Raw genomic sequence first — 25,849 nt, 5'->3', positions numbered from 1 at the left:
CTCGACACGGGTAAAAGCCACGACCACCGAACGCTCCGGAGATGCGCTCGCCTCCCGAGAACGCGCCGGGGTGACGCCGGCAGTCACACTCACCGCGGCATCTGCGTCTCGACGGTCGCGGACTCGCCGTCAGGCTCGAACACCTCGGCCAGCGTCTCGCGCATCGCCTGCCGGCGGAAGGACCGGCGGCGCTCCTCGGAGAGGTAGTTCGACATGACGACGTCGGCGCTTTTCGACCCCTGGTCCGCGGCGACGCCCTCTAACTGGGCGAGCATCTCGTCGACCGCCGCCTGATAGGCCGTGTACCAGAAGCGCCGACAGAGCTTCGCCGTCGGCACGTCGCCGTCGACGGTCACGCCCGCCTCGTCGGCGAGGCGCTTGAACCGCCGGTTGACCGTCTCGCGGGCGATGTGGCCCGAGGCGGCCCGCGAGGAGGGAAACAGCGCGCCGTTCCAGTCGTCGTGCTCGGCGAGCGCGTCGATGCGGGCGGCGACGGCGTCGACGCCGTAGAGAAGCGCGACGGTTCCCGGCCCGTTCTTCCGCGCTTCGAACTCGATGTGAGGGTCGTCGCCGGAGAGGACGAGTTGCGACGCGCGGAGCGACGCGAGTTCGTTCGGGCGGAGCCCCCAGCCGGCGAGTCCGAGGACGAGAAGCCGGTCTTCGAGGTCGTCGGCGACGGCGTACACGTCGCTTACCTGTTCTGCGGTCATCGTGCGGTTGTCGGGTTGGCCCTGCTCCCAGCGGAACTGCTTCGCGGCGTTCTCGACGGGGTTGTACCGCGCGCGCCGGAAGTCGACGAGGTACTCGTAGAACGACCGGACCGTCTGGAGGTATTTGAGCTTCGTCCCGTCGGTGGCGAGTTCGGCGTCGAACTCGTCGAGGACCGCGAGACAGCGGTCTATCTCGTCGGGTTCGGCGTCGCGGTCGTCGAGTCGAGAGAGCAGGTCTGACGACCCGTGTCGGTCGCGGTAGACGCGGGCGAACCGCGCGAGGTGGGTTCGGCGGGTCGGCAGCGTCGAGTCGGCGAGGCCGCGCCGCGATTCGAGCATGTCGAGGTAGGACTCGAACGCCTCGACGGTGCGGTCGTCGTCGATGCCCCAGTCGTAGCCCTCGTCGGCCTCGTCGTCGCCGAGGCCGACGACCTCGACGAAGAACTCCCGCGGCGTGAGGTCGTGTTTCTCGCGGAGCGCGTAGGCGATACCCGACCACCCGCGCTCCGTCAGCCACGCGTACGTCGGCACGTCTCGCGTCGGGTCCATCCCGTCGCGGTCCATCGCGGGGGCTATCGTCTCCCAGTAGAACGCTTCGAGTTCGTCGAGCGACTTCCGCGACCAGTTCACCGCTGGTCACCCCGTGCGAACCGGCCGCCGCGCCGCGTTCCGTGCGCCATCGTTCTGCATGTTGGGCGTGTCGCGGACGAATTAACACTTTCTCTCGTCGCCGGTGGTCGGTCTCGGGCCGCCGGAGACGCATTCACCGGCCGCCCCGACACCCTCTATATGATGGGTGCTAGATATATTTGTGAGACGCAATAACAAGACGGTACGATGTCAGATGGAAACGACGGCGGTTCGGTGCTCGGGGTCGACCCGCCCGGCGACGGGGCGGGTGTCGGTTCGTCGGACCCGGCGGTCGACGTCGGGGACGCGGCCGACGAGGTGACGGTCCTCGAAAGCGGGACCGAGTTAGAGCGGACAATCGGCCTCCGCGGCGGCCTCGCAATCGGTATCGGAACGATGGTCGGCGCGGGTATCTTCGTCTTTCCCGGCCTCGCCGCCGGGCAGGCGGGCCCCGCGGCCGCGCTCTCGTTCGCGCTCGGTGCGGTCATCGCCCTGTTGGTCGCGCTTCCGACCTCCGAGTTGGCGACGGCGATGCCGAAAAGCGGCGGCGCGTACTACTTCATCTCCCGCGGCATGGGGTCGGTCTTCGGCGCGGTCGTCGGTATCGGGCTCTGGCTGGGACTGGTGTTCGCGTCGGCGTTCTACCTCGTCGGCTTCGCGCAGTACGCCCTCGCCGTGTTGGCGGAGTTGGGCGCGGCGTCGATGGTTTCTGACCTGCCGCTCGTGGCGGTGCTCGGCGTCGGCTTCGGCATCGTCCTGACGGCGCTCAGCATGTTCGGGACCGAGAACGCGACGAAGCTCCAGAACGGCATCGTGAGCCTGCTTCTAGGCATCCTCCTCGTGTTCCTCGTCTACGGCTCGCTCGACACGCTCGGGCTGTTCGGCCGCCAGACGGTCCCCGAGGAGTTCATGCCGTTCGGCACGCTCAGTATCTTCACCACGGCGGCGCTCGTGTTCACCTCGTACCTCGGGTTCGCGCAGGTGGCGACGGTCGCGGGCGAGATAACGAAGCCCGGGCGGAACCTCCCGCTGGCGATGGTCGGCTCCGTGGTCGTCGTCGGGGTGCTGTACGTCGTGACGATTCTCGTCTCGACCGGCGCGTTCGGGAGCGCCCGCCTCGCCTCCTTCGGCGAGACGGCCATCGTCGAGGTCGCCCGCTCGTACCTCGGCTTTCCCGGCGCGGTCGCCATCCTCGTCGCCGGGCTCTTCGCGACGGTGTCGAGCGCGAACGCCTCGATTCTCAGTTCGTCGCGCGCCCTCTACGCGCTCAGCCGCGACGCGCTGGTCCCGCCGCAGCTCGCGCGAATCAACCTCCGGTACGGGACGCCCCACGTCGCGCTCGCGCTGGTCGGCGGGCCGACGGTCGTCCTCGTCGCCGTCGGCCGGACGGAGGTGCTCGCCGAGGTCGCGTCGTTCCTGCACCTCGTCACCTACGGGCTCATCTGCGTGGCGCTCGTCGCGCTCCGCCGGTCGAACCCCGCGTGGTACGACCCGTCGTTCCGCGTCCCCGGCTACCCGGTCGTCCCGGTGCTCGGGGCGCTCGCGAGTTTCAGCCTCGTCGCGTTCATGCAACCGCTCTCGCAGGCGGTCGGTGTCGTCGTCGCGCTCGCCGCGCTGGCGTGGTACTTCGTCTACGCCCGCGACGTGCGCCTCAAGGGGGTGAGCACCGATGCGTGACCCCGACGACGTTCGCGTGCTCGTCCCCGTCGCGGTGCTCGAAGGACAGGTGATACCCGACCAACTGACCCGCCTGCTCTCGGAGACGACGGTCGTCCTCCTCGCGTACCACGAGATACCCGAGCAGACGGCTCCCGAACAGGCCGGAGAACAGTTCGAACCGAAGGTCCGCGACGAACTCGACGAGCTCGTCTCGGCGTTCGAAGCCGCGGGGGCGACCGTCGAGACGCGCCTCGTGTTCACCCACGACGCCGACCAGACGACGGAGCGCATCGCCACCGAGGCGGACTGCGACGCGGTGTTGCTCTCGAACCCCGCCCCGACCATCGACCGCGTCATCGTCCCGATAAAAGAGGACATCAACCTCGAAACGATTACCAAGGTCGCCGCGGCCGTCGGGAGACGCGAGGACATCGACCTCACGCTGTTCCACGCCGCCGAAGACGACGACGCGGTCGCCGAGGGCGAACGCCTCCTCGACGAGGTCGCCCACGAACTGGCTCTTCTCGGCGTCTGCAGCAAGCACATCTCGCGCGTCGTCGTCGTCGCACAGAACCAGCTACAGGCGCTCATCGAGGCCGCGGACGGCCACGACGTGGTCGTGATGGGCGAGGAGAAACCCACGCTCCGCGGCCGACTGTTCGGCGAAACCTCCGATCGCGTCGCCGAACAGACCGTCGCCCCGGTGCTCGTGGTCCGGCGACCCCTTGAGCCCGAGCCCGAACCCGAACCCGAGCCTGACGTCCACGACGCCACCGACGGCCCGGAATGAGGGCGACTCACCTCGAACCGCGCTGACTCCACTAGTTGATATTGTGTCTATAATACACCGCTACTGGGGTGACATCGGACGCTCGAAACGCGGCTGTAGATCACGAACACTATACAATGTTTACAATTTCTACAAATTGTGGATTGTTTGGTTGTATAACCGGTATTAGGCCCACATCTAGTTGAGACGATGGCGCTCTCTGATTGTCTCGTGAACTGCGGATATATCTGGAGACCTGTTTGACGCCCAGAGCTATTGTCTAATAACGACATTATTGTCTGGTCGGAAGACCGTGTTCGGTCCGTTCGGTCGTTCGCGCACGACAGTCGACCCGGGCCGGACGTGCGCGTCTGCATGACACTCCTACTTGTGTAATGAGATCTGGCCCCATCGTCCGACGGGTGGTGGTCGTCGCCCCCCTATCGGTGAGGCGTCTCGATTGCGACAGAATCATTTGGAGACTAGCTGGAATGTGGCTCATTATTGAACATTCTCTCACCAGTTCCTGATTTGTGTTCTTATATGGTCAATACGACCGGATATTCGTTTTTGTGTGTCGCTTCTTCGATGTTCCGTTTTCGCAACTTCTCGGGGCGTGTTGACCGTCCGACGTTCGAAACCGTCAATCCCGGCTGACAGACGACACCGACGGCCCGAGCGCGGCGTTGCCGGCGGCGACGCCGAGATTCGGGGGCAAGGAAGCCGTTCAGCCCGTCGCGTCGGCATCGCCGGTAGCCGCTGACTCGGCCGCGAAGCGCGTCGACCGCGGGTTCTCCGTTTGTGAACCGTGCCGAGCGGTCGGCGGCGGGGGGACCATACCGACCCGGCGGCGTCGCGGTGACGCGCCCCGATTAGCTGAACGTCGGGAAGTCGTCGTCGGACTCCTCCATGTTGACGTTCACTTCGATGACGTTGGCGGTGTTAACGACGCTCTCGATGAGCCGCTCGTGGTACTCCGGCTGCTTCATCCGGCGGACGGGTCCGGAGACGCTGATGGAGCCGAGGACGCGCCCGTGGCGGTTCGTCACCGGCGCGCCGATGGCCTGCAGGCCCTTTATCTCCTCTTCGTCGTTGAGCGAGTAGCCCCGGTCGCGAATCGTCTCCAACTCCTCGAAGAGCTCGTCGCGGGTCGTGATGGTCGCCTCGGTCTTGCGCGGGAGTCCGTACTGGTCGACGATCCACTCGACGCGTTCTCTCGGGAGGTGCGCGAGAATCGCCTTTCCAGTCGCCGAGAAGTGGAGGTAGTCGGCTCGCTGGAGTTTGTTCACCTGATAGTCGCTCCCGACGGCCTTCTCGCCGCTCACCTTGTAGAGGTTGACGCCCAGCCCGTGCTGTTCGGTCGCTAAGTGGGCGTATTCGCCCGTCTTCTCCGCGAGTTCCTCGATTTCGGGCTTGCCGATGCGGTAGAGGATGTTCTGGTACCGGACGTACTCGCCCACGAGGAGGAACTGGAGCGACAGCCGGTAGGTGTCTTCTTCCTTCACGACGAACTTCTCGGCCCGCAGCGTGCTGAGGTAGTTGTAGACGACGCTCTTCGAGAGGTCGAGGTGGTTCGCCAGCTCCGTCACTCGCGCGCCGTCTAACTCTTCGAGCGCACGAACGACGTCGAACGCGCGAGACACCGTTTTCAGGGTCCGCGGTGAGCCGGTCGTGTGTTCGTCTGCCATAGTGCAGTTCGAATCCCCGTCGCCATAGGTGTTTGTATTTGACAAACGTCCACTTCCGAGGTGCCCCGATAATCGCACTAATTGCCGCAAAATCCCGTGGTCAGAGACACGCAACCGCCGAATTACGTCTAACGAAGTGCTGAAAATGGCGAATTCGACTTCTCGAAGCCACGTTCTCATTGTACGAACGATTCGCCGTTCCGAGGGTGTCGATACGAATCGACCCGAGAGAAAACACGCGTTTCAGTGGCTCTACACGAGGATTCGAGAGCGGGTGTGGCGAGCGGTTCGACCGCGCTCGACTGCGCAGTCTCGCAGAGACGCGGGCGGCGGTCGTTCGACCTCACCGAGAAACAGCAGAGCGGCGGACGAACACGAGAACGGCGGTCGTCAGTCGGGCGGTTTCGTCACTCGGTCGCGAGGTCGGCGAGCGCGCCGGCGAGCACGCGGGTCGCGTCGGCGCAGTCCGCCCAGTCGGTCCACTCGCGGGGGTTGTGGGAGATACCGTCGCGGGAGGGGGCAAAGAGCAGCGCGGCGTCGGTGACGGCCGCGACGTGCATAGTGTCGTGGCCGGCCCCGGAGTGGAGGTCGAGGGTTTCGAGGCCGGCGTCGGTCCCGGCGTCGTGGAGCGCGGCGCGGCACCGCTCGCTCATCTCGACGGGCTTGCGGTCCCACGGGTGCGAGAGCGCGGTCTCGACCGGGCGCTCGGCCTCGATGCGGGCGAGGCTCGCCTCCGCCTCACCGATGACGTACTCGATGGAGTCGTACGCCACGTCGCGGACGTCGACGGTCAGGTCGACCTTTCCGGCGATGACGTTGGGCGCGTTCGGCGAGACTTCGAGTTTGCCGACGGTTCCGACCGCGGTCTCCGAGACCTCGCCGCGTTCGTTCGTCGCGCGCTCCACGTCGAGGACGAACTCGCTGGCGGCGGCGAGCGCGTCCGAGCGGTCGTCCATGAGCGTCGACCCCGCGTGGTCGGCCTCGCCCGTGATTTCGACGGCACAGCGCGAGAGGCCGACGATGCTCGTGACGACGCCGGCCGGGACCGCCGCGTCTTCGAGGCGCTCGGACTGCTCGATGTGGAGCTCTATCCACGCGTCCCAGTCCGCGGCGTCGATGCGCCCGTCACCCCGGTAGCCGATGTCCGCGAGGGCGTCGCCGAGCGGAATCCCGTCGGCGTCCTCGATATCGAGCGCCTCCGCGACGCTCAGCTCGCCGACAGCGACCGCCGACCCGATGAGGCCGCCGCCGAACCGCTGGCCCTCCTCCTCGGTGAAGTTGACGACCTCGACGGGGCGGACGGGTTCGACGCCGGCGTCCTGCATCGCGCGGACGCTCTCCAGCCCCGCGTAGACGCCGAGCGGGCCGTCGAAGATGCCGCCCTCGGGGACCGAATCGAGGTGGCTCCCGGTCGCGACCGGGGCCGCGTCGGGGTCCGCGCTCTCGGGCTCCCACCGGCCGACGATGTTGCCGACCTCGTCGATGGTGATGGAGAGACCGGCGTCCCGGAGGCGCTCGCAGAAAAACTCTCTCGCCCGCCGGTCCGCCTCGCTGCCGGCAAGGACCGTCCGTCCCCGACCCTCGTCTGTCGGGACGGCCCCGAACTCCGCGTTCGACTCGATGTCACTGCGGAGTCGCTGCTGGTTGACTCGCATGGTTCCCGGATTCGTGACTAACCCTATTTTATTGTTTGGAATTCGGTCACATGCGTGACAGTACCGGGCGGCCACGGACTCCCCGAAATCAGTAGGTACAGCGCGCTGGATGTGGGTTCCGGGACTCTGCCCACCGTCCGTGTCGTTCGAGGGCGGACGTCAGCGACGTTCGAGGACGCGCGTCGGCGACGGTTCGGTCGCCCGCGAGCGACCTGCGGGTCGTCGATGTGGACCGTCGCCTGCGACGAAGTGGGTTGACATTCGTGGAGTAATTCCGGACGTGGCAGGTTAGAATTGGCCATTCAGCAGTTCCGTCGCGTTCGGCGCTCGAAATGGTATCCGGTATTACATTTCACCCGTCTCGATATGGTGATTGTACTCACACAACCACAATTTTTATCACACAGTAACGGATTTGAGCGACTGTATGCAAGAGAATGGCAAGGGGAGCGACTCCTCCGACAGCACCGGCGACGGCACGCGTCGCAGTCGTTTCGACCGCCGTACCTTCCTCGGGGCGGCGGCGACGACCGGCGCGGTGGCGCTCGCCGGCTGTACGGGCGGCGGTTCCGACGACGGCACGACCGAAGACTCGGGCTCCACGGACGAAGGCGGCGACACGGAGAGTACCGACACGACCGCGGCAAGTGGTGGGAAGCAGGGCGGGACGCTCCAGTGGGGCGGCGCGGTGCCGGTGCAGGGTCTCGACCCGCACATCGACACCTCGGCGGCCTCCAAGCGCGTTCTGGAGAACATCTACGAGGAAGTCGTCGCGCTGCAGGACGACTACTCCATCCAGCCGCATCTCGCGGAGTCGATGGAGCAGTCCGACGACAACACGCTCCTGACGTTCAACCTCCGGGAGGGCGTCACCTTCCACAACGGCGAGGAGATGACCTCCGAAGACGTGCTTGCGAGCTACGAGCGCGTCCAGAACGGCGACTTCCTCGCCACCGGTTTCTTCGATTACGTCGAGGAGCTTCGCGCCCCCGACGACTACACCTTCGAAGTCCAACTCACCGAGCCGTTCGCGCCGTTCCTCGCCAAGATGGCGACGGCGGAACTGTCGGTCATGCCCGCCGAGAACGCCGAGAAGGACATGGTCGAAGACCCCATCGGGACCGGCCCGTACAAGTTCGAGAGCCGGGAGATCGAGACCTCGTTCACGATGACGCGCAACGAGGACTACTGGGGCGCGTCCGACGAGGACGGCCCGTTCATCGACACCATCGTCAAGAGCGAGGTGCCGGACCCGAGCGTCCGTCTCCAGTCGTTCCTCGCCGGCGAGTACGACTTCATCAACGGCATCGCGCCGAAGGACGTCTCCCGCGTCGAGCAGGCCCCCGACGTTCGATTCGAGAAGCAGTTCCCGAAATCGCTCGTCTACCTCGGCCTGAACTGCGACGTGGCTCCCTTCGACAACCGGGACGCCCGCCTCGCGCTCGACTACACCATCGACAAGGAGAAGGTCGCCGAGGCGGCCCTCTACGGCACCGGTCAGACCACCGCGTCCCCGGCGACGCCCGGCAGCCCGTGGGTCAACCCGGACATCGAACCGCGCCCACGCGACCTCGACAAGGCGCAGGAACACCTCGACGCCGCCGGCATGTCCGACGGCTTCACGGCGACGTTCAAGATTCCGCAGTCCTACCCGACGCAGGTGCAGGCCGCGGAGGTCATCGCCGCCGACGCCGCGGAGGTCGGCATCAACCTCGAAATCCAGCAGATCACGTGGAGCACGTGGCTCTCGGACGTCTACTCCAACCGCGACTTCCAGGCGACGACGAGCTCCTACCTCGCGCTCTGGTACCCCGACGTGTCGTTCTACAAGTTCCTGCACCCCAACGGGGCGTTCTTCTTCACCAACTGGGAGAACGACGAGTACAACGCGCTCGTCGAGGAGGCGCGCACCATCTACGACGAACAGGAGCGCGCCGAACTCTACCACCAGGCGACGGAGATTCTCCACGAGGACCGCGCAGGTCACCTCTTCCTGTGGTGGCAGCCGAGCCTCTACGGAGCCGCCTCGCAGTACAAAGGCGACATCGGCGCGCCCGACGGATCGACGCTGCAGTTCGGCGACAACTGGCTCGACCGCTAACAGGGATTCCACACAATGTCGATGTACAACTACGTCGTTCGGCGCGTCGGGTTCATGGCGGTGACGCTGTTTTTCGTCACGCTCATCGCCTTCGCCGTCACCAACATCCTGCCCGGTGACGTGGCCCTGCTCATCTTGGGCCCCAACGCGACCGAACAATCGCTCGAAGCGCTCCAAACCCAACTGGGACTCAACCGCCCGCTGTACGTGCAGTACATCGACTGGGTCGTCGGGCTCCTCCAGGGGAACATGGGCGAATCGCTCCGGTTCGGCGAGCCCGTGGCACAGCTCATCGCCGAGCGCCTGCCGCGGTCGATGATGCTCGCGGTCGCCGCGACGCTCGTCGCCGTCGTGCTGTCGGTCCCGCTCGGCGTCTACGCCGCCGTCAACCAGAACGAAGCGCCCGACGTGAGCGCCTCGATGTTCGCCTTCGTCGGCATCTCGATGCCCATCTTCCTGTGGGGGCTGGTGTTCATCCTGGTGTTCGCCGTCTGGCTGAACCTCTTTCCGACCGGGGGGTACGTCTCCCCGAGCGAGGACCTCGTCGGGTCGCTCACGCGACTCGTCCTCCCCGCGGGGGCGATGGGCTTCGCGCTCACCGCCTACATCATGCGGATGACCCGGTCGTCGATGCTGGAGGTGCTCAGCGAGGAGTACATCAATCTCGCGCGTGCGAAGGGGATGAGCCAGCGGGTCATCGTCCTCAGGCACGCGCTCAAGAACGCAATCATCCCCGTCATCACGGTCATCGCGTTCCAGTTCAGCTACGCGTTCGGCGGGGTCGTCGTGCTCGAAGAGGTGTTCTTCTGGCCCGGCATCGGTCGGCTGACGCTGACCGCGATTCAGAGCCGCGACATCCCCCTGATTCAGGGGTGCATCCTCGTGGTCGCACTCATCTACATGTTCTCGAACTTCGCCGCAGACCTGCTGTACGCGTACTTCGACCCCCGTATCCGCTACGGAGGTGACGACTGATGGCGACCGAACGGGAGACCGACCGCGGTCGCTTCACCATCACGCAGTCGCAGCGCGACCGTATCGCCCGGTTCGTCCGGAAGTTCCGCAGTAACACGAAGGCGATGCTGGGCTTTTCCATCGTGGTGATGCTCGTGTTGGTCGCCATCTTCGCGCCGCTCATCGCGCCGTACCCCATCGAGCAGACGAACATCGAAGACCGCTCGCAGGCCCCGTCGGTCGAACACCCGTTCGGCACCGACGACCTCGGCCGCGACATCTTCAGCCGCGTCGTCATGGGGAGTCGCATCTCGCTGTACGTCGGCTTCGGTGCCATCTCCGGCGCGCTCGCCGTCGGGGCGGTCATCGGCGTCGTCGCCGGTTACGCCGGCGGCCTGACCGACGAGATACTGATGCGCGTCATGGACGCCGCGATGGCGTTCCCGCCGGTGTTGCTCGCGCTCACGCTCCTCGTCGTCCTCGGCCCGGACTTGAGTAACGTCATCATCGCGCTGGCGTTCGTCTACACGCCGTACATCGCCCGCGTCTCGCGGAGCGCGGCGCTGGCCGAGCGCAACGAGGCGTACGTCGAGGCCGCCGTCGCCCGCGGCGAGAGCGACTCGCGCATCGTCTTCAGCGAGGTGTTCCCGAACTGCATGGCTCCCATGCTGGTGCAGGGGTCGCTGAACGTCTCCTTTGCCATCCTCGCGGAGGCGAGCCTGTCGTTCCTCGGTCTCGGCGCGCAACCGCCGCGGCCGTCGTGGGGGCTGATGATTAACACCGGTCGCGGCTTCATGGAGACCGCGCCGTGGATGCTCTTGTTCCCCGCGCTGGCTATCGGCATCGCCGTCGTCGGGTTCAACATGCTCGGTGACGGACTGCGTGACGTGCTCGACCCCAAAGTGGAGGCGATAGAATGAGCGCCCCGACCACCGCGACCGACGGCGAGGCCGACGACGGCCCGCTGCTCGACGTTCGCGGACTCAGAACCGAGTTCCGCACCGAGGGCGGCCCCATCGTCGCCTCCAACGAGGTGTCGTTCTCGCTCGACCGCGGCGAGACGATGGGTCTCGTCGGCGAGTCGGGCGCGGGCAAGTCCGTGACGGCTCGCTCCCTCATGCGCCTCATCGACTCGCCCGGCGAAATCACGGGCGGGCAGGTCATCTTCAACGGGGAGGACCTCCTCCAGAAGACTGACGCCGAGATGCGCGACATCCGCGGCAACCGCATCGCCATGATTCCGCAGGACCCGATGTCGTCGCTCAACCCGGTGATGACCGTCGGCGAGCAGATCACGGAGACGATTCGCCGCCACCAGGACGTCTCGAAGTCGGAGGCCCGTCGGCTCGCCGTCGAATCGATGGACGAGGTCGGCATCCCGGACGCGGAAGAACGCATCGACGACTACCCTCACGAGTTCTCCGGGGGGATGCGCCAGCGCGTCCTCGTCGCCATCGGCTTTTCCTGCGAGCCGGACCTCATCATCGCCGACGAGCCGACCACCGCGCTCGACGTGACGACGCAGGCGAAGATTCTCGACCTGCTCAACGAGATGCAGGAGCGCGAGGGGACGGCCGTGCTGATGATCACCCACAACCTCGGCGTCGTCGCCCAGACGTGTGACCACGTCGGCGTGATGTACGCCGGGAACCTCGTGGAGACGGCCGAACTCGGCGACCTGTTCGACCGCCCACGACACCCCTACACCCGCGCGCTCATCGACTCCATCCCCGAGGTCGACACCGACTACGACGAACTGCCGACGCTCGACGGCGCGATGCCCGACCTCGGGAACCTCCCGAGCGGGTGCAACTTCGCGCCGCGGTGTCCCCACGCCACCGAGGCGTGTCGGACCGGCGGCGACCCGTCGCTCGACGCCGTCGGCGACGACTCCTCGCGCGCGGCGTGTCTGCACGCCGACGACCTCGACCTCTCGGAGAGCACGGTCCCCGAAGCCGGAACCGGCCGCCGCGACATCGACCGTACCGGCGAGCCGCTGTTCGAGGTGCGGAACCTGAAGAAGTACTTCGATGCCGGCGAGGGCGTCTTCGGCAACGTCCACCTCTCGTGGGAGGGCGGCGGCCTGCCGACCGTCGAACGGCGGCACGTCAAGGCCGTCGACGACGTGAGCTTCGACGTCTACCCCGGCGAGACCGTCGGGCTCGTCGGCGAATCCGGCTGTGGCAAGTCCACGGTCGCTCGCACCGCGCTCCGCCTTCTCGAACCGACCGACGGCGAGGTGTACTTCGAGGGCCAGCCGCTCCACGAGCTCGGAACCTCGGAGATTCGGAGTCTGCGCCGCGAGATGCAGATGATCTTCCAGGACCCCCAGAGCTCGCTCAACCCGCGGAAGACCGTCGGCCAGATCGTCGGGCGCGCGATGGAGAAACACGGCATCGCCACCGGCGAGGAAAAGCGCGAACGCGTGGGCGACCTGCTCGAACGCGTCGGCCTCTCGCGGGCCGCCGCGAGCAAGTACCCTCACGAGTTCTCCGGGGGCCAACAACAGCGCGTCGCCATCGCGCACGCGCTCGCGGTCGAACCGAAGCTCATCGTCTGCGACGAGCCCGTGTCGGCGCTCGACGTGAGTGTGCAGGCGCAGATTCTCAACCTCCTGAACGAGATTCAGGAAGACGAGAACATCTCGTTCCTGTTCATCTCGCACAACATCGGCGTCATCCGGCACATCTGCGACCGCGTGGCCGTGATGTACCTCGGGAAAATCGCGGAGTTCGGGAGCATCGAGCAGGTGTTCTCGGCACCGTTCCACCCCTACACGGAGAGCCTGCTGTCCGCGGTCCCCCACGCGAACCCGGACCGCGAGACGGACCGCATTCTCCTCGAAGGGAGCGTTCCGAGTCCCATCAACCCGCCGTCGGGCTGTCCGTTCCAGACGCGCTGTCCGAAGAAAATCGGCGACGTCTGCGAGCAGGACCTCCCGGAACTCGAAGCCGTCGACGGCGGCGACCACTACATCTCCTGTCACCTCTCCGAAGAGGAGATGAGCCAGCGTGACTCCTTTATCACGCCGTCGAAGCGCGCGGAGACCAGTCCGGCCGACTCGGACTGAATCCGCCCGCGCGGTCTCTTCTCAGTATTTGACGCGAAGCCGGGTCAGTACTTGACGCCGAAGTCGAGAATCTCGTCCGGGTAGTCGCCGAACTGCGCGTCCGTCTCTCGCCGAATCTGTGCTTTGGCCTGCCGCGCCTCCGAGAGCAGGTCGCGCAGGTCGGCCACCGGTTCGTCGGAGAGGTCCACGCGGAGGTTGTGGTAGAACTCCGGCGTCGGCGCGTGGACGAGCACCGCGGCGCTCAGCTCGCCGCGGTCGTCGCCGCCCGCCGCCTCGCCGGCTTCGAGCGCCGAGACGAGCCGGTCGGCCATGTCGCCGTCGGCGGACTCGTAGGCGTCGGCGGTCGCTTCGACGACCGTCTCGCCGGCGAGCATGTTGCCCGCGACGGTGTAGTCGTCGCCGACGCGGTGGCCGGCCCACGAGACGCACTCGCCGCCGGTGAAGGCGAACTCGCCGCTCGCGCCGACGCCGTGGACCTGCCGGTAGGCGGCGTGGTCGTCGGCGGCGAGGAGCGCCTCGAAGGCGTCGTCGATGCGCTCGCCGCCTTCGGCGCGGGCGACCGCGTCGCGGCCGTGTTCGGGCTTCGTGTACGACTGCGTGACCGCCGCGCCGCCGGCGCTCACGTAGGGACAGGTCGCGCCGACGGCGACGGTGCCGGTCGTCACCGCCGCGCCGTAGACGTTCGCCTCGGGGTCGCGCGCCGCTATCGAGAAGGTTCCTGGGACGTGTCGCATGGGTTCGATACTGGGTTTGGGTCGCGCTCGCGTGATAAATACTCCCCTCTCGGGGGGCGTGGCGTGAACGTGGCGCGGTGTCTCGACGCGCGTGTTTCGCGTCCGATTCCCACTCCAAATATCCCAATAGTAGTGCAAAAAATAGACATTATTGTCTGCCCATCTCTCTTATTTGACGGAGTATCTTCTTCGGATCTTTTCGAATCGGGCGTGAATGATTTCATTCTCATCTCTGAGGAAGTACGAGACCACAATCTAACTCGGTCGGCGGTCTCTGTCGGTGTAGTATTCGTGGTAGCGAGCAATACCGACGCGTCTCACGCGACGACAGCCGCCTCCAACGCTTATGTCGTCGCGGCGGTAAAATCGGGGTATGAGACTCGGTATCGGTCGAACCGGCGTGGCGATTCTCGTCGGACTGTTCGTCATCCTCGGCGCGGAGGACGCGTACGTCTGGGCCGTCTCCGGGACCGTTCCCGGCATCGAGTTCTTCTTGGCGCTCGTGTTCGTCCTCGTCATCGCTTTCGTGGCGATTCGGGAGGCGCGGGCGCACCCGCCGAGTCGGTAGTCGCTCCGGGCGGCGGGCGCTCGCGTTCGCCCGCTATCCCTCTCGTTTTCGACAGTCCAGCGGCGCATCGCAGCAGGCGGAGCGATAGGCCGACGACTCGCGAACCAGTTTGCACTCGCGGTAGCGGTAGGCCACGTCCGCGCCGCAGGCCTCGCAGGTGAGCGTGTACTTCGGCTCCGCGAACCGGCGGACGCGAACCGGCGCGTCGACCGCCTCGGCGCGGCGCTTGAACGCCGGCCCGTGGTCGGTCGCGCCGAACGCCTGAAACTGCTCGACGTGGACGAGTTCGTGTCGGAGCGTCGCCGACCACTCCGCGCGGTCGAACGACTCGAACGCCCGCCACGACAGCGACATGGTACACGTCGGTGGATCGCCGAGTCGGTCCGCGCGCGACGACGTGCTGTCCCACCGCCTCGGTTCGCCGACCGCGGCGTCGTCGACGGTCGGGGTTTTCACCGCGGCCGCTCGGCGCTTCGCGCGGGTGGACACTTCCCACTCGACGCGGTGTAGGTCCACGCTGAAGCCGTAGTCGCTCGCCGCGCGGCGGCAGTACGCCCGCGACCAGCTCACCAGCTCGTCGCCGGTCTCGACGGCGTCGTACGCGCTTTGGCTCCCGCCTTCGTGTCCCACGGTTCCGAGCCGCGGTTCGGAGCGCGCCGCTATGTGTGTTTTGCTCGCCCGCGGCGCGCGCCGATGCGCCGGCCGGGCGCGGTCAGGCGACGAGCGTCGCTCGCTCGTCGGCCACGAGCGCCCACACCGCTTCGAACAACTGTTTCGCACTGTTTCGGGACGTTCCTTCGACGGTCACGCGAAGGACGCGCTCGGTTCGGCTCGCCCTGACGACGAACCACGCGTCGTCTCGTTCGACGAAGATGCCGTCGTCGGTTCGAACGTCGTCGAACCGCGCTTGGCTCTCGGTCGCGAGCCGCGTCATCTCGCGGGCGCAGTTGTCGACCGCGACCGAGTCGAAAAACAGCGGGTACGCCGCGACGTCGCCCGCCTGTTCGGAGAGCGGCGCTCCCTCGTCGACGAGGCGCGCGAGCCGAATCGCCGACAGCGCCGCGTCCGGACAGGGCGACTCGTCCGGCCACTGATAGACGCCGCTCGGCTCGCCGCCGAAGACGACGTCCGCGCTCGACGCCGGTCCGGACCCCGGGATTCCGTCCATCTCGACTCGCACGATGCTCCCGCCCGCGTCGGAGACGACCTCCTCGATGCGTCGACTCGCCTCCAGCGGGACGGCGACGCGCGCGTCGCCGTCGGCATCGCGGACCGCTTCCCGCGCGAACAGCCCCAAGAGCGTGTCCCCGCCGACGACCTCGCCGGTCTCGTCGACGGCGACGAGGCGGTCCGCGTCGGCGTCGTGGGCGAGACCGATATCGGCGTCCGTGGTCGCAACAGCCCGGCGGAGCGTCCGGCAGACGTCGTCGCCGTCGGCCACCCGGCGTCGCGGGAACGAGTCGTCAGCGGTGTCAGCGAGGCGCTCGACGTCGCAGCCGAGGCGTTCGAGCGCCTCGGCCACGATGCCGTCGCCCCGCTCGCCGACGGCGACCACGGCGCGCGTGTCGGAAAGCGGCGGCCGGGAGTCGCAGAGATGATCGAGATGACGTGCCGTGGCGTCGTCCCAGCGACGCTCCGCCCCGATTTCGTCCCACGAGGCGACTTCGGCGGACGAGCCGTTGACCCGGCGGACGACCCTGCTCTGTCGCTCCCACGAGAGGCGCGAGCCGTCGTCGTCGAACAGTTTCAGCGCGGTGTCGTCGTCGGGGTCGCTGACGGTCGTCACCGCCACGCCGGCGTCGCCGCCGAGTCGCCTCACGCCGTGGGAGACGGTCGGACTCGCCACCGGGCCGAGTCGATGGACGGTGCCACCGCACTCACAGACCCCGAGTGCGACGGCGTCCGCGAGGAGGCGAGCGCTGTCGCTCGGGTCGTGGCCCACGACGATTTCGTCGCCCGTCCCCGCGAGGGCGCGACCGGCCTTGAGGGCGAGTTTCGCGGTCACGTGGGTCCCGTACGAGCCGCGGATTCGTGATGGTGCGAACATACCTCACGCTCTCCCCGAGGGGTGTTTACTATCGGCCGGATAATCCCGGTCGACGGCGCTTAGCGTCTGACAAACCGGCCGTTTCGGCGGTCGGGCTGTCGGTGTCGTTCGGCTCGACCGCGTACACCACGACCCCGTCGTTTCCGTAGACTCGCTCGTAGCGGCGACTGTCGGCGAGCGACCTGCGGAGCCGTTCGGTCCCGTCTTCTTGGAGCCCCCGGACGGTGTACGTCCCCCGGGGGACGTAGAGGTAGTCGGGGGAGGCGTCGACGGACTCCATCGACGCGGTCACGCAGGTCGCGTTCTGACAGGTGCTCGCCGTTTTGAACGCCGAAATCTGGTCGTAGTACCTGTCCGGGCTCTTCCATTCGACGCCCCACGGTCCCACGAGGATGCTCCGCTCGGCGTAGTGGGGGAACAGTTCGGCGGCGTCCGAGAGTACGACGAACGACGCGTCCTCGTCGGTGTTGTTGCCCGCCCACTCCATCGCCTCCCGGTCGTCGCCGTCGATGAACGGGGGGAGGCTCGGACTGCCGTGGTGCGCTGCACCGAGGCCGCTCGCGGCGTAGAACCCGCCGAGGCTCGTCCCGACGACGAGGACCACGACCAGCGTCGAGGCCATCACCTGCCGGTTATCGAACGACCCCCGAACCCCGTCCGTCAGCCGCGGTACGACGACGCCGAACAGCACCGTCGATATCATCATCGCCCCGGCGACGAACTGGAAGCGCTCCTTCCCGATGGCGTACGCGCAGACGAAGAGCCACAGCGGGAGCGTGAACTTCCGCTGGGAGACCAGCACGCCCGCGGCGGCGAAACTCGCGAGGAAGAACACCGTGACGACGGTCGGTTCCAGCGGGTAGACGAACTGGTCGAGGAGTCGACCGACGCCGCCGGCGATGCCGCTGTGACTGCCCGCCGCCCCCGCAAACGCCCCCACGCCGTGGACGGAGACGACGTTGACCCACCACGGCGCGGCGAGGACGAGGCCGCCCAGCGCCACGAGACCTCCGCTGACGAGGCCGGGGAGCGTCCGGTCGAGCATCGCGTAGAGGACGAGCCAACTGACCCCGAAGAAGATGGTGTACGTCGGATGCGAGAGGACGGTCAGCCCGAAAAAGATGATACCGGACCCGACCCACAGCGGACGGCGAGTGCCGCGGCGGAACAGCCTCGCCCCGACGTAGACCCCGCAGAGCGACAGGAAGAACGCGGACGCGCGGACGATGCCGCCGGCCGAGAGGTGCCACTGCAGGACCGGGGGGCTGACCGCGAGAACCGCCGTCGCGACCCCCGCCTGTCGCCGCGTCGGGAGGAGTTCGAGGGCGGTTCCGTAGTACGGCACGAGGTAGAGGACCGTCACGATAGCCGGGAGGACGAGACTGAGCGTCATCCCCGAGACGCCGAGGTCGGTCAGGAACGCGACCACGTAGAACTGGAGCGGCGGATACGCGAACGGAATCCCGCCGTCGTAGTACGGAATCGAAGTCGGGAGCGCGTAGCCGCCGCCCCGGATCTGCGCCGCGATTTCGAGGTACAGCCCGGATCCGTAGGCCGGGTAGCCGTGGGTCGTCACGTACGCCGCCGAGACGAGGAGTCCGGCGACGACGGCGATAGCGAACCACGCGTGGCTCTCGCGGCCGAGGCCGGGAACGCCGTCGGTGAACGCGTTCTCTCGGTTCGGGGCCGCGGGGTCGAGACCGTTCGACGTGTCGTCGGTCGTTGAACTCATGGCGTTGACTCTCAGTTCCGCTTTCGGAGGGAGACCGGGTTCGTAAGCGAGACGCGGTACGGTAACCACCGCAGTTCGGCGACGGCCCACGCGAGTCCGATTCCGAGCGCGAGGCCGGCGACCAGCAGTTCGGACACCCCCATCCACCGCGGGAGGACGTAGTAGACGGCGTTCACCACGGGATTCGGGAGAACCGACCGGGGCGTGCCGCCGGCCCCGGCGCTTTGACCTCCGGCCGTCTGATTCCGGAGGTCGAGTTCGTGCGCGGGCGGGCCGCCGGCGCTCTCGTCGCCGGTTCCGAGCCGTTCGGCCTCGTAGGGGAACGCGACGGGGACGCTCCAGACGACGTCGCCGGTCTCGTCCAGTTCGAACACGCGGTTCCCGTTCGAGTCCGTCACGAGCGTGTGCCCGTTCGGGAGCCTGTCGGCGTCCCGCGGCCACTGGAGCTGTTCGTCCTGCCAGTCCCACGACCGGACCCACTCGCCGTCGTCGTCGCGGTATTCGACGAGACGGTTGTTCTCGGAGTCGGCGACGAGCACGGCGTCGTCGCCGTCCGGGTTCGCGATGTAATCGGGGTTGTGCTGCTCGTAGAGGACGTCGTGGGAGCCGTCCCCGAGCGTCCGATTCTCGACGAGGCCGGTGTCGCGGTCGAGATACACCACCCTGTCGTGGTTGCGGAGGCTGACCTGAATCAGCCCGTTTTCGAGCACCTCGACGTCGTTGAGATGCGTCCAGTCGGACGGGTACGGGCCGCCGGTCGTCGCGGGGTCGAACGCCGCCTGCGCGTCCCACGACCACTCGACCAGTTCCGTCGTCGTGTTCACGACGAACACGCGGTCGGCGGCGATGTCGGCGACGACGTACGTCGAATCGTTCAGCCGGTCACCGTCGTGCCACCGCGTCGAGTGCTTCCCGGCGGTCACTCTGCTGTAAATCCCTTCGACCTCGCCGGTAGTGAGGTTCACGCGCTCGATGCCGTTGCGCGTACACACGCTCTCGCCGCCGCACTCGTCGGCGGTGAGGTGGTCCGCATAGAGGTACTCGACCGTCGCGTTCGTCCCCTCGACGGGGTCGACGTCCCAGTAACGGGTGTGTGAGTCGTCGTAGTAGCGCCGCTCTCCGTCGGCACCGAAGGCGACGAGTTCGGCGTTCGCTCGCGGCCCGTCGCTCTCTCGACCGAGCCACGTGTTCGAATCGGTCGCGATGACCGTCGTCCCGTTCGCGGGCGCGACCCGTGCGCTCTCGCCGGTCGCGTCCGCCACCGCCGAGGTCGGCCGGCTCAGGTACGCGGCCCCGACGATGCCCGCGCAGACGAGGAGGGCGACTGCCGCGGCGACTCGCAGATGCGTCCGCTTGACCATTGCATACCCCTCGGTCGGTGGACGGTCTTACTATCGGGGCGCTAAACTGCCGGCGAGTCGGGCCCTGCCGCCGCGACCTGTTCCCGAACGGACCTTACGCACGGAATAATTAGGGTTCCGAGGCCGGGAACACGACGCAATGGCGTCTCGTCTCGGAGCGGTCGAGGGCCTCGTCGTCCTCGGCGTCGTCCTCCTTGTGGCGACGACAGCGGTGCCGACTGCGAGCGTCGTCGACTTCGACGCCCGCGGGGGCGGGTCGACGGTCGCGGCGGCGTCGGCACCGGACAGTCAGAAATCCGTCGACGACGTTCGACTGGTCGCCGTCGGCGACCGGGGCGACAGGCTCTGGCCGTTCACCAGCCGCGACCGCTCGTTCGACTCGCTGACGCTCCCGGTGAACCTCGTCGTCGAGGGGAACCCCGCGCGGGTCCGCTCGCTCCTCCTCTACTCGCGCGACGCGACGTGGGACGAGACGAACGAATCGTGGCAACAGGCGTCCGCCGAACAGGCACCGACCGACGAGGTTGACGCCCCGTGGGGGGCCGCCACGGGCGCGGACCGATTCACCTTCGTCGACACCGCCGACTCGGGCGGGCTGTGGATCGCGGAGTCGATGCAGCTCCACGACGGGACGTACTTCGGGAGCCGAATCCACCTCCGCCTGTACGGCGGCGGGTCGCCGGACGACTCGTGGACGGCGATTCAGGCCCACCGTGACTACTGGGACTGGTTTCGGCTCCGACACACGGTGACGAGTCTGGCCGGCCCGCAGCACGTCGTCGAGCGCGACCTGCTGCGGCAGCCGACCGTCGTCGACGTTCGCCGCGAGCGGTTCGCCAACGGCGGCATCATCGACGCCGACGGCTGGGTGTCGGTCGTCGAACTCGGCCCGCCCCAGCTCTCGACGCTCCCGAAGGAGGACCTGCGTCGTCCAGCGACCGCCGAGTCGGCGACTGACCGGGGCGATGCCGCGGCGCGCGCCGACCCCGAACGCGCCGCCGCCGCCTCCGCGCTCGGTGCCCCGACGACGACGGCGGCGGGCGTCGGAAACGCCCTTTCGATACTCGCCGTCGTCTTCGTCGGTGTCGGGGGTCTCGCCGCCCTGTTCACCCGACGCGACGAGATGGAGATGGGTGCGGTCGTCGAGCGCCTCCGCTGGTCCCGCCTCGCCGACTACCGATTCCAGCGCGGCGTCGTGCTCTTCGTCGCGCTCGCCGCCCTCCCGCTTTTGATTCGGGCCGCCGCCCTCGGTCTGGAGGGGTACATCCCGAACCACCCGAAAGTCGTCGCCGGACTGCTCTACCCGGTGTTCGCCGTGGCTCCGGTCGTCCTCGCAGTTCGGCTCCCACGGGGTTACCGGCCGGAACTGTGGTTCGGCGTCGCGTTCGTCGGCTACGGGGTCGGGCTGGTCGCCGACTTCGCGTCGATACGGGTCGCGGTCGTCCCGGTCGAAATCGTCCTCCATCGGTTCGCCGTGCTCGTCGCGCTCGGGGCGCTCGCCGTCGTCGGACAGCGTCGCTTCGAGTCGTCTTCCCCCCGTCGAACCGCGCTTTCGGCGGCCGTCTGCCTGTGGGTTCTCCTGCTCGCGTGGCCGCTCTTTCTGGGAATTTGACCGCTTAGTCCCCGGATAATAACGGCGACACGCGCCAAGACAGTTACCTGCCCTCCCCCTACATGTCATCAACACGGCTAACCAGACGGTCGGTTTTGGCGCTCGCAGGCGCGGGCCTGACCGGCGGGTGTGTCCGACAGCTCGAATCGACGGTCGCGCGCGACGAACGGACGCCGCTTTCGCTCTCTCTCAAAACGGTCCCGGCGGACACCGACGCGATGGCGACGAGGCTCGCCCGCTATCTCGCCACGCGCCTCCAGACGGTCGGCATCGCGGCGACCGTGGTTCCGATGAGCCGGGAGGAGCTCCTCCGCGACGTGCTCTCGAACCACGACTTCGACATCTACGTCTCCCGCCTGCTGCTCCGACGCGACCCGGACTTCCTCCGCCCCCTGCTCCACTCTCGCTACGGTCCGGGCCGCGGGTGGCAAAACCCGTTCGGATACGGCGACCTGTCGTTGGACTCGCTTCTGGAGCGACAGCGGACGGAGACCGGTTCCGTCCGCGCCGCGACGCTCGGGGAGATTCAGCGGCGCGTCGCGGAGGCCCAACCGTTCACGCCCGTCGCGGCCCCGCGGCCGGCGCAGGCGACTCGGCCGGAGCGAGCCAACTGGCCCGACGGCGTCGGAATCCACAGCCTCACGGGGTATCTCGGTGCGAGGACGGTCCCCACGGCGGCGACCGCCTCGCCGACCGAGTCGACGGCCGTGCCGTCCGCGACCCCGACACCGACCGAGCGGCCGACGTCCGCGACGACGACCGACGGGCCGACCCCCGCTAACGAGCTCCGCATGACGCTTGACGACTCGCGCCCGACGGAGAACCTCAACCCGCTTTCGACGCCGTTTCGCTCGGACGGGACGCTCCTCGACCTCGTCTACGACTCGTTGGGCCGTCCGATTTACGACCGGATGCGACCGTGGCTGGCGGCGTCGTGGGAGTGGTCCGACGGGGACGCGACGGCGCTTTCGCTCCGGCTCCGCGACGACCTCGTGTGGCACGACGGCGAGCCGATAACGGCGTCGGACGTGGCGTTCACCTTCCGGTTCATCTCCGACACGGCGCTCGGGTCGCTCGACCAGTCGGTGCCGTCGCCGCGGTACCGGGGCCGCGCCTCGCTCGTCGACTCGGTCGACGCCGCGTCCGACCGCGAGGCGACGATTCGGTTCGGCGACGTGAGCCGGTCGGTCGCGGCGCGCGCGCTGACGATTCCGGTGCTCCCCGAGCACGTCTGGGAGCCGTTCGCCCGCCCGACGAGCGCGTCGTGGCTCGACGGGGGCAACGTCACCGAGGCGCTCGTCCGGAACAACCTCTCTCCGGTCGGGAGCGGCCCGCTCCGCGTGACGGGAACGACGGCCAGAGAGTCGATTTCGATGGAGCCGTTCGCGGACCACTTCCTCGCCGCCGACGACGCGCTCGACGGCTGGCTGTCCCGGTTCGACGGCGGCCTCTCGTTCGACTCGCTGCGGTTCGACGTCGTTCCGTCCGACGGTGCCGCCGTCGAGCTTCTCGCGGCCGACGCGGCGGACGCGACGGCGAACTCGCTGTCGGCCGACGCGAGGGAAGCCGCGGCGAAGGAACCCGGCATCTCCGTCCGCTCCAGCCGACCCGAGTGGTGTTACCACATCGGCTACAACCACCGGCGGCCGCCGTTTATGAACCCCCGGTTCCGCCGGGCGGTCGCCCGACTCGTCGACCGCGAGTTCCTCGTGGAGTCGCTGTTCGGCAGCGAGGCCCGGCCCGCGTCCTCGCCGCTCGAAACCACCCAGTACGTCCCGGACGACGACGCGTGGCGCGAGACCGTCTCCGAACTCGATTTCGTCGGCGACGCGGGGACCGGCGCGCTCGACGCGGAGCGAGCGCGGTCGGTGTTCGAAGACGCCGGGTACACCTACTCGACCGACGGCACCCTCCTCATTCAAGAATGAACCCCACACAGTCTCTGGTTACCGTCTCGCCGCTCGTCGCGGTTCTCCTCCGCGTCGTCGGCGGTGCCGCCATCGCGTTGGCGGTCGCGACGCTCACTATCGTCGGCCCGTCGCGCCTCGCGGGGGCGTACGGTTCGGGAAGGGGTCGATTCCGCGAGGCGGCCCCGTACCTCGGCCTGCTGACGGTCGTCCTCCTCGTGAACAAGGTCGCCCGCGGCGTGGGTCCGGAGCTCTCGTGGGCGCTGGGCTGGAACGCCACCGGCGTCATCTACGCCGTCGAGGGGAACTTCGTCGGGTCCGTTCAGTCGCTCGCCACGCCGGCGCTCACCGCCGTCCTCTCGACGGTGTATCTCTCGGGCTACGTCTTCTTGCTCGTGTTCCCGTTCATCGCGTACTTCGTGGCGGCCGACGACCGCCCGCTGAAACTCACCGCTGTCACGTACGCGGCGAACTACGCCATCGGTCTGACCTGCTATATCCTGTTTATCTCCTACGGCCCGCGTAACCTCCTGCCGGGGCAGGTCGAGTCGCTCCTCTACAGCAGCTATCCGCAGACGCAGATTCTCACCGGCGAGGTGAACGTGAACACGAACGTGTTCCCGTCGCTTCACACGTCGCTTTCGGTGTCGGCGGCGGCGATCGCGATTCGGACGCGAGAGACGTACCCCGCGTGGGCCGTCGTCGCGTCGCTCCTCGCGTCCGCGATCGCGTTCTCGACGATGTACCTCGGGATTCACTGGGGGACCGACGTGGTCGCCGGGGTCGCCCTCGGCCTCGGAAGCGTCGCGCTCGGCGATTGGTTCGTCGAACGCCGGTCGGCGGATTCGTGACGGCGGTTTACCGCCCGGATAATAAGGGTCGGCCGGTTCCATCGGCCGGTCGTGAGCACCATCATTACACTTCGCGTTCCAGCGTCCGCGTTCGCGCTCGACGATGTCCTCTCGCGCAACCCCATCGTCGAGGCGCAACCGGTTCGCTCTGTGCAACTCGATGGGGCCACGCTCTCTCCGTTGCTGTGGCTTCGAAGCGACGACTCGACTCCGGTCGAACCGCCGCTCCGCGACGACCCGAGCGTCAGCGAAATCTCTCCCGTCGCTCCGTCGACTGACGGCGGTATCTACCGTCTCGGTCTCGACCCGCTCACCGACGAGTTCATGCGACTGTTCGCCGACGACAGCCTCACCGTCCTCGGCGCGTACGGTCGCGACGGCGAGTGGGTCGTCCGCGTCCTCGCCTCCGACCGCAACGCGCTCAGTTCGCTCGTCGACCAGTGGCGACGCGCCGGCCAGCGGTTCGACGTCGAACGAATCGTCTCGCCCGAGAACCTGGCGAACCCGATGCGGTTCGGACTCACCGACTCGCAGTACCACACGCTCGTCACCGCCTTCCGGCACGGCTACTACAGCGTCCCCCGCGATTCGAATATCACGGAGCTATCAAACATATTTGGTATCTCCCACCAGGCGACCTCCCAGCGGCTTCGACGCGGACACGAACAGCTGATTCGGCGGGCGCTCATCCAGCGACCCTCGCTGAGCCTCCAGTATTAGCTCCTTGCACTTGCAACCAACAACACGACGAACGTCACGACCGTACCGACTAGCAGAATGACTGCTCGGGACGGGCGACGAACCCGAACGCCGCGGTTCCCTCGCTGAGGGCTTTCAGCCCGTCGAATAGGCTCTGCGCTCCGGCCGGGTCCGCAGTCGTGGCGGACGCCTTTCGCTTGCGCCCCGTCGGCTCCGACCCCGTTCGGACTCGCTGCGCCCCGAGCGTTCGTTCTCGTCCCCCGTCTCACCGCCGGTCGGTCGTCGGTTCTCCGGTGAACAGGGGGGACGAACTCACCGCCTCCCCGACAATGATAGCACGAACCACTCCAAAACACGTTGGTAAAACGTACAATATGATGAGGGAGAGATAATCCTCCCATGGCGGACTGTAGTAACGACGACACCCACTTGACAGGTACCGGCGAGGACGCGATCGGTGCGGACGGTGGGTCGACCAACTATCGACGAGTGGTCGCCTCGCGCGTCGCATCCTGGTGGGCCGTGTTCATCGGCCTCACCGTCGCTCTCTCGAATCAACTCGGTTTCAGCAGCGCCGGGGAACCGGCCGGAGCGGCGACGCACTCCGGAATCCGTCGGTCGCCCGAAGACGTTGCGTCCTCGATTCGGCGCGAGACCGACACGCCCGGCCACGCCGCGCACGCGCCCGACCTCGACGCTGGTCACCCGCTTCTCGGCGTCGACCCCGAACTGCTCAACTCCGAGCGTCGAATCCTGCAACTGCTCATCGTTGAGGGCGGACGGCTTCCGCAGTCGCAGGTGGCCGAGCGAACGCGCTGGTCCGATTCGACTATCAGCCGAACGCTGTGTCGGATGGAGACGCAGGGGCGAATCAGGCGCTTCCAACTCGGTTCCGGGAAGTGCGTCGTCCTCCCGCAGGACGACGAGTAACCGCTCGCGTCCGTCTGTCGGTCGCCTCGCCGGACTGCCGCTCGTCTCGTTTCCTGACTCCCGGTTCGTAACGGCCACAAAGTAGACATACTCCTTCGAGAGTGTATGGGCAACCACAGCGTCACTCGGTGACTCGACGGCGCTTCGGCCGCCCCGCGGGCGGCGGGACGCC

At 67.5% G+C, this 25,849-nt stretch carries 20 protein-coding genes; 12 read left to right on the top strand and 8 right to left on the bottom strand.

The features are described 5' to 3' along the window. Nucleotides 1–89: 89 nt before the first annotated feature. A complete protein-coding gene (locus FY251_RS07280; protein WP_148414120.1) occupies nt 90–1,340 on the bottom strand; it encodes a tyrosine-type recombinase/integrase in 1,251 nt (416 codons plus the stop codon). 207 nt (nt 1,341–1,547) lie between these two features. Between FY251_RS07280 and FY251_RS07275 the strand changes: the two genes are divergently transcribed. Together FY251_RS07275 and FY251_RS07270 are read left to right on the top strand one after the other, a co-directional pair. Continuing rightward, entirely contained in the window at nt 1,548–3,017 is a 1,470-nt protein-coding gene (locus FY251_RS07275; protein WP_148414119.1) for an APC family permease, read from the top strand. Further along, complete coding sequence (locus FY251_RS07270; protein WP_148414118.1) at nt 3,010–3,789, top strand: universal stress protein; 780 nt, start codon at nt 3,010–3,012, stop codon at nt 3,787–3,789. Before FY251_RS07275 ends, FY251_RS07270 begins: the two co-directional genes overlap by 8 nt. Nucleotides 3,790–4,640: 851 nt before the next feature. On the opposite strand, the gene FY251_RS07260 is transcribed toward FY251_RS07270, so the two are convergent. Both FY251_RS07260 and FY251_RS07255 read right to left on the bottom strand, forming a co-directional pair. Beyond that, on the bottom strand, nt 4,641–5,456 hold the full coding sequence (locus FY251_RS07260; protein ID WP_148414116.1) for an IclR family transcriptional regulator: 816 nt from the start codon (nt 5,454–5,456) through the stop codon (nt 4,641–4,643). A gap of 407 nt (nt 5,457–5,863) precedes the next feature. After that, nucleotides 5,864–7,111, bottom strand: coding sequence for a Zn-dependent hydrolase (locus FY251_RS07255; protein WP_148414115.1), 1,248 nt, complete (start codon nt 7,109–7,111; stop codon nt 5,864–5,866). Nucleotides 7,112–7,538: 427 nt separating this feature from the next. On the opposite strand from FY251_RS07255, the gene FY251_RS07250 reads away from it, so the two are divergent. Genes FY251_RS07250 through FY251_RS07235 form a run of 4 tightly spaced genes read left to right on the top strand, consistent with a single transcriptional unit; the run spans nt 7,539 to nt 13,236 of the window. Next, nucleotides 7,539–9,212: an ABC transporter substrate-binding protein gene (locus tag FY251_RS07250; protein ID WP_148414114.1), complete on the top strand. Its 1,674-nt coding sequence runs from the start codon at nt 7,539–7,541 to the stop codon at nt 9,210–9,212. Nucleotides 9,213–9,227: 15 nt separating this feature from the next. Further along, the gene (locus FY251_RS07245) at nt 9,228–10,187 is read left to right on the top strand and encodes an ABC transporter permease (protein ID WP_004064568.1); all 960 of its coding nucleotides are present in this window, start codon (nt 9,228–9,230) and stop codon (nt 10,185–10,187) included. Continuing rightward, nucleotides 10,187–11,086, top strand: coding sequence for an ABC transporter permease (locus FY251_RS07240; RefSeq protein ID WP_148414113.1), 900 nt, complete (start codon nt 10,187–10,189; stop codon nt 11,084–11,086). Before FY251_RS07245 ends, FY251_RS07240 begins: the two co-directional genes overlap by 1 nt. Further along, nucleotides 11,083–13,236: an ABC transporter ATP-binding protein gene (locus FY251_RS07235; RefSeq protein WP_148414112.1), complete on the top strand. Its 2,154-nt coding sequence runs from the start codon at nt 11,083–11,085 to the stop codon at nt 13,234–13,236. Before FY251_RS07240 ends, FY251_RS07235 begins: the two co-directional genes overlap by 4 nt. 44 nt (nt 13,237–13,280) lie before the next feature. Here the strand turns inward: FY251_RS07235 and FY251_RS07230 are convergent, their stop codons facing one another. Then, complete coding sequence (locus FY251_RS07230) at nt 13,281–13,970, bottom strand: DUF1028 domain-containing protein (RefSeq protein ID WP_148414111.1); 690 nt, start codon at nt 13,968–13,970, stop codon at nt 13,281–13,283. A gap of 373 nt (nt 13,971–14,343) precedes the next feature. Between FY251_RS07230 and FY251_RS07225 the strand changes: the two genes are divergently transcribed. Beyond that, nucleotides 14,344–14,538: a hypothetical protein gene (locus tag FY251_RS07225; protein WP_089781004.1), complete on the top strand. Its 195-nt coding sequence runs from the start codon at nt 14,344–14,346 to the stop codon at nt 14,536–14,538. A gap of 33 nt (nt 14,539–14,571) precedes the next feature. On the opposite strand, the gene FY251_RS07220 is transcribed toward FY251_RS07225, so the two are convergent. The 4 genes from FY251_RS07220 to FY251_RS07205 form a co-directional block, all read right to left on the bottom strand. Further along, entirely contained in the window at nt 14,572–15,168 is a 597-nt protein-coding gene (locus FY251_RS07220) for a SprT-like domain-containing protein (RefSeq protein ID WP_148414110.1), read from the bottom strand. Nucleotides 15,169–15,250: 82 nt separating this feature from the next. Then, nucleotides 15,251–16,585 (bottom strand): phosphoglucosamine mutase, encoded by a 1,335-nt coding sequence (locus FY251_RS07215; RefSeq protein ID WP_148414109.1) that lies wholly within the window; start codon nt 16,583–16,585, stop codon nt 15,251–15,253. A 28-nt stretch (nt 16,586–16,613) separates the two neighbouring features. Then, entirely contained in the window at nt 16,614–18,317 is a 1,704-nt protein-coding gene (locus FY251_RS07210; RefSeq protein ID WP_148414108.1) for a glycosyltransferase family 39 protein, read from the bottom strand. 11 nt (nt 18,318–18,328) lie between these two features. Next, on the bottom strand, nt 18,329–19,678 hold the full coding sequence (locus tag FY251_RS07205) for an aryl-sulfate sulfotransferase (RefSeq protein WP_148414107.1): 1,350 nt from the start codon (nt 19,676–19,678) through the stop codon (nt 18,329–18,331). Nucleotides 19,679–19,817: 139 nt separating this feature from the next. Between FY251_RS07205 and FY251_RS07200 the strand changes: the two genes are divergently transcribed. The 5 genes from FY251_RS07200 to FY251_RS23060 all read left to right on the top strand — a co-directional run bounded on the left by FY251_RS07200 (nt 19,818) and on the right by FY251_RS23060 (nt 25,677). Continuing rightward, on the top strand, nt 19,818–21,290 hold the full coding sequence (locus FY251_RS07200; protein WP_148414106.1) for a hypothetical protein: 1,473 nt from the start codon (nt 19,818–19,820) through the stop codon (nt 21,288–21,290). Nucleotides 21,291–21,352: 62 nt separating this feature from the next. Further along, nucleotides 21,353–23,218 carry an ABC transporter substrate-binding protein gene (locus tag FY251_RS07195; RefSeq protein WP_255516618.1) on the top strand — a complete coding sequence of 622 codons (1,866 nt, stop codon included), beginning with the start codon at nt 21,353–21,355 and terminating at the stop codon, nt 23,216–23,218. Beyond that, a complete protein-coding gene (locus FY251_RS07190; RefSeq protein ID WP_148414104.1) occupies nt 23,215–24,048 on the top strand; it encodes a phosphatase PAP2 family protein in 834 nt (277 codons plus the stop codon). The genes FY251_RS07195 and FY251_RS07190 overlap by 4 nt, the downstream gene beginning before the upstream one ends. A gap of 51 nt (nt 24,049–24,099) precedes the next feature. Further along, nucleotides 24,100–24,768: a helix-turn-helix domain-containing protein gene (locus FY251_RS07185; RefSeq protein WP_187367367.1), complete on the top strand. Its 669-nt coding sequence runs from the start codon at nt 24,100–24,102 to the stop codon at nt 24,766–24,768. A gap of 378 nt (nt 24,769–25,146) precedes the next feature. Beyond that, on the top strand, nt 25,147–25,677 hold the full coding sequence (locus tag FY251_RS23060; protein ID WP_255516616.1) for a winged helix-turn-helix transcriptional regulator: 531 nt from the start codon (nt 25,147–25,149) through the stop codon (nt 25,675–25,677). Nucleotides 25,678–25,849: the final 172 nt, after the last annotated feature.

Source organism: Haloferax sp. KTX1, assembly GCF_902410085.1.
Lineage (GTDB): Archaea > Halobacteriota > Halobacteria > Halobacteriales > Haloferacaceae > Haloferax > Haloferax massiliensis.
This window is presented reverse-complemented; position numbering and strand designations above follow the sequence as displayed.

Excerpts from the sequence above, each read along its gene's own strand:
- FY251_RS07275 (WP_148414119.1), top strand. The coding sequence starts at position 1,548 with ATGTCAGATGGAAACGACGGCGGTTCGGTGCTCGGGGTCGACCCGCCC.
- FY251_RS07270 (WP_148414118.1), top strand. The coding sequence starts at position 3,010 with ATGCGTGACCCCGACGACGTTCGCGTGCTCGTCCCCGTCGCGGTGCTC.
- FY251_RS07260 (WP_148414116.1), bottom strand. The coding sequence starts at position 5,456 with ATGGCAGACGAACACACGACCGGCTCACCGCGGACCCTGAAAACGGTG.
- FY251_RS07255 (WP_148414115.1), bottom strand. The coding sequence starts at position 7,111 with ATGCGAGTCAACCAGCAGCGACTCCGCAGTGACATCGAGTCGAACGCG.
- FY251_RS07250 (WP_148414114.1), top strand. The coding sequence starts at position 7,539 with ATGCAAGAGAATGGCAAGGGGAGCGACTCCTCCGACAGCACCGGCGAC.
- FY251_RS07245 (WP_004064568.1), top strand. The coding sequence starts at position 9,228 with ATGTCGATGTACAACTACGTCGTTCGGCGCGTCGGGTTCATGGCGGTG.
- FY251_RS07240 (WP_148414113.1), top strand. The coding sequence starts at position 10,187 with ATGGCGACCGAACGGGAGACCGACCGCGGTCGCTTCACCATCACGCAG.
- FY251_RS07235 (WP_148414112.1), top strand. The coding sequence starts at position 11,083 with ATGAGCGCCCCGACCACCGCGACCGACGGCGAGGCCGACGACGGCCCG.
- FY251_RS07230 (WP_148414111.1), bottom strand. The coding sequence starts at position 13,970 with ATGCGACACGTCCCAGGAACCTTCTCGATAGCGGCGCGCGACCCCGAG.
- FY251_RS07225 (WP_089781004.1), top strand. The coding sequence starts at position 14,344 with ATGAGACTCGGTATCGGTCGAACCGGCGTGGCGATTCTCGTCGGACTG.
- FY251_RS07215 (WP_148414109.1), bottom strand. The coding sequence starts at position 16,585 with ATGTTCGCACCATCACGAATCCGCGGCTCGTACGGGACCCACGTGACC.
- FY251_RS07210 (WP_148414108.1), bottom strand. The coding sequence starts at position 18,317 with ATGAGTTCAACGACCGACGACACGTCGAACGGTCTCGACCCCGCGGCC.
- FY251_RS07205 (WP_148414107.1), bottom strand. The coding sequence starts at position 19,678 with ATGGTCAAGCGGACGCATCTGCGAGTCGCCGCGGCAGTCGCCCTCCTC.
- FY251_RS07200 (WP_148414106.1), top strand. The coding sequence starts at position 19,818 with ATGGCGTCTCGTCTCGGAGCGGTCGAGGGCCTCGTCGTCCTCGGCGTC.
- FY251_RS07195 (WP_255516618.1), top strand. The coding sequence starts at position 21,353 with ATGTCATCAACACGGCTAACCAGACGGTCGGTTTTGGCGCTCGCAGGC.
- FY251_RS07190 (WP_148414104.1), top strand. The coding sequence starts at position 23,215 with ATGAACCCCACACAGTCTCTGGTTACCGTCTCGCCGCTCGTCGCGGTT.
- FY251_RS23060 (WP_255516616.1), top strand. The coding sequence starts at position 25,147 with ATGGCGGACTGTAGTAACGACGACACCCACTTGACAGGTACCGGCGAG.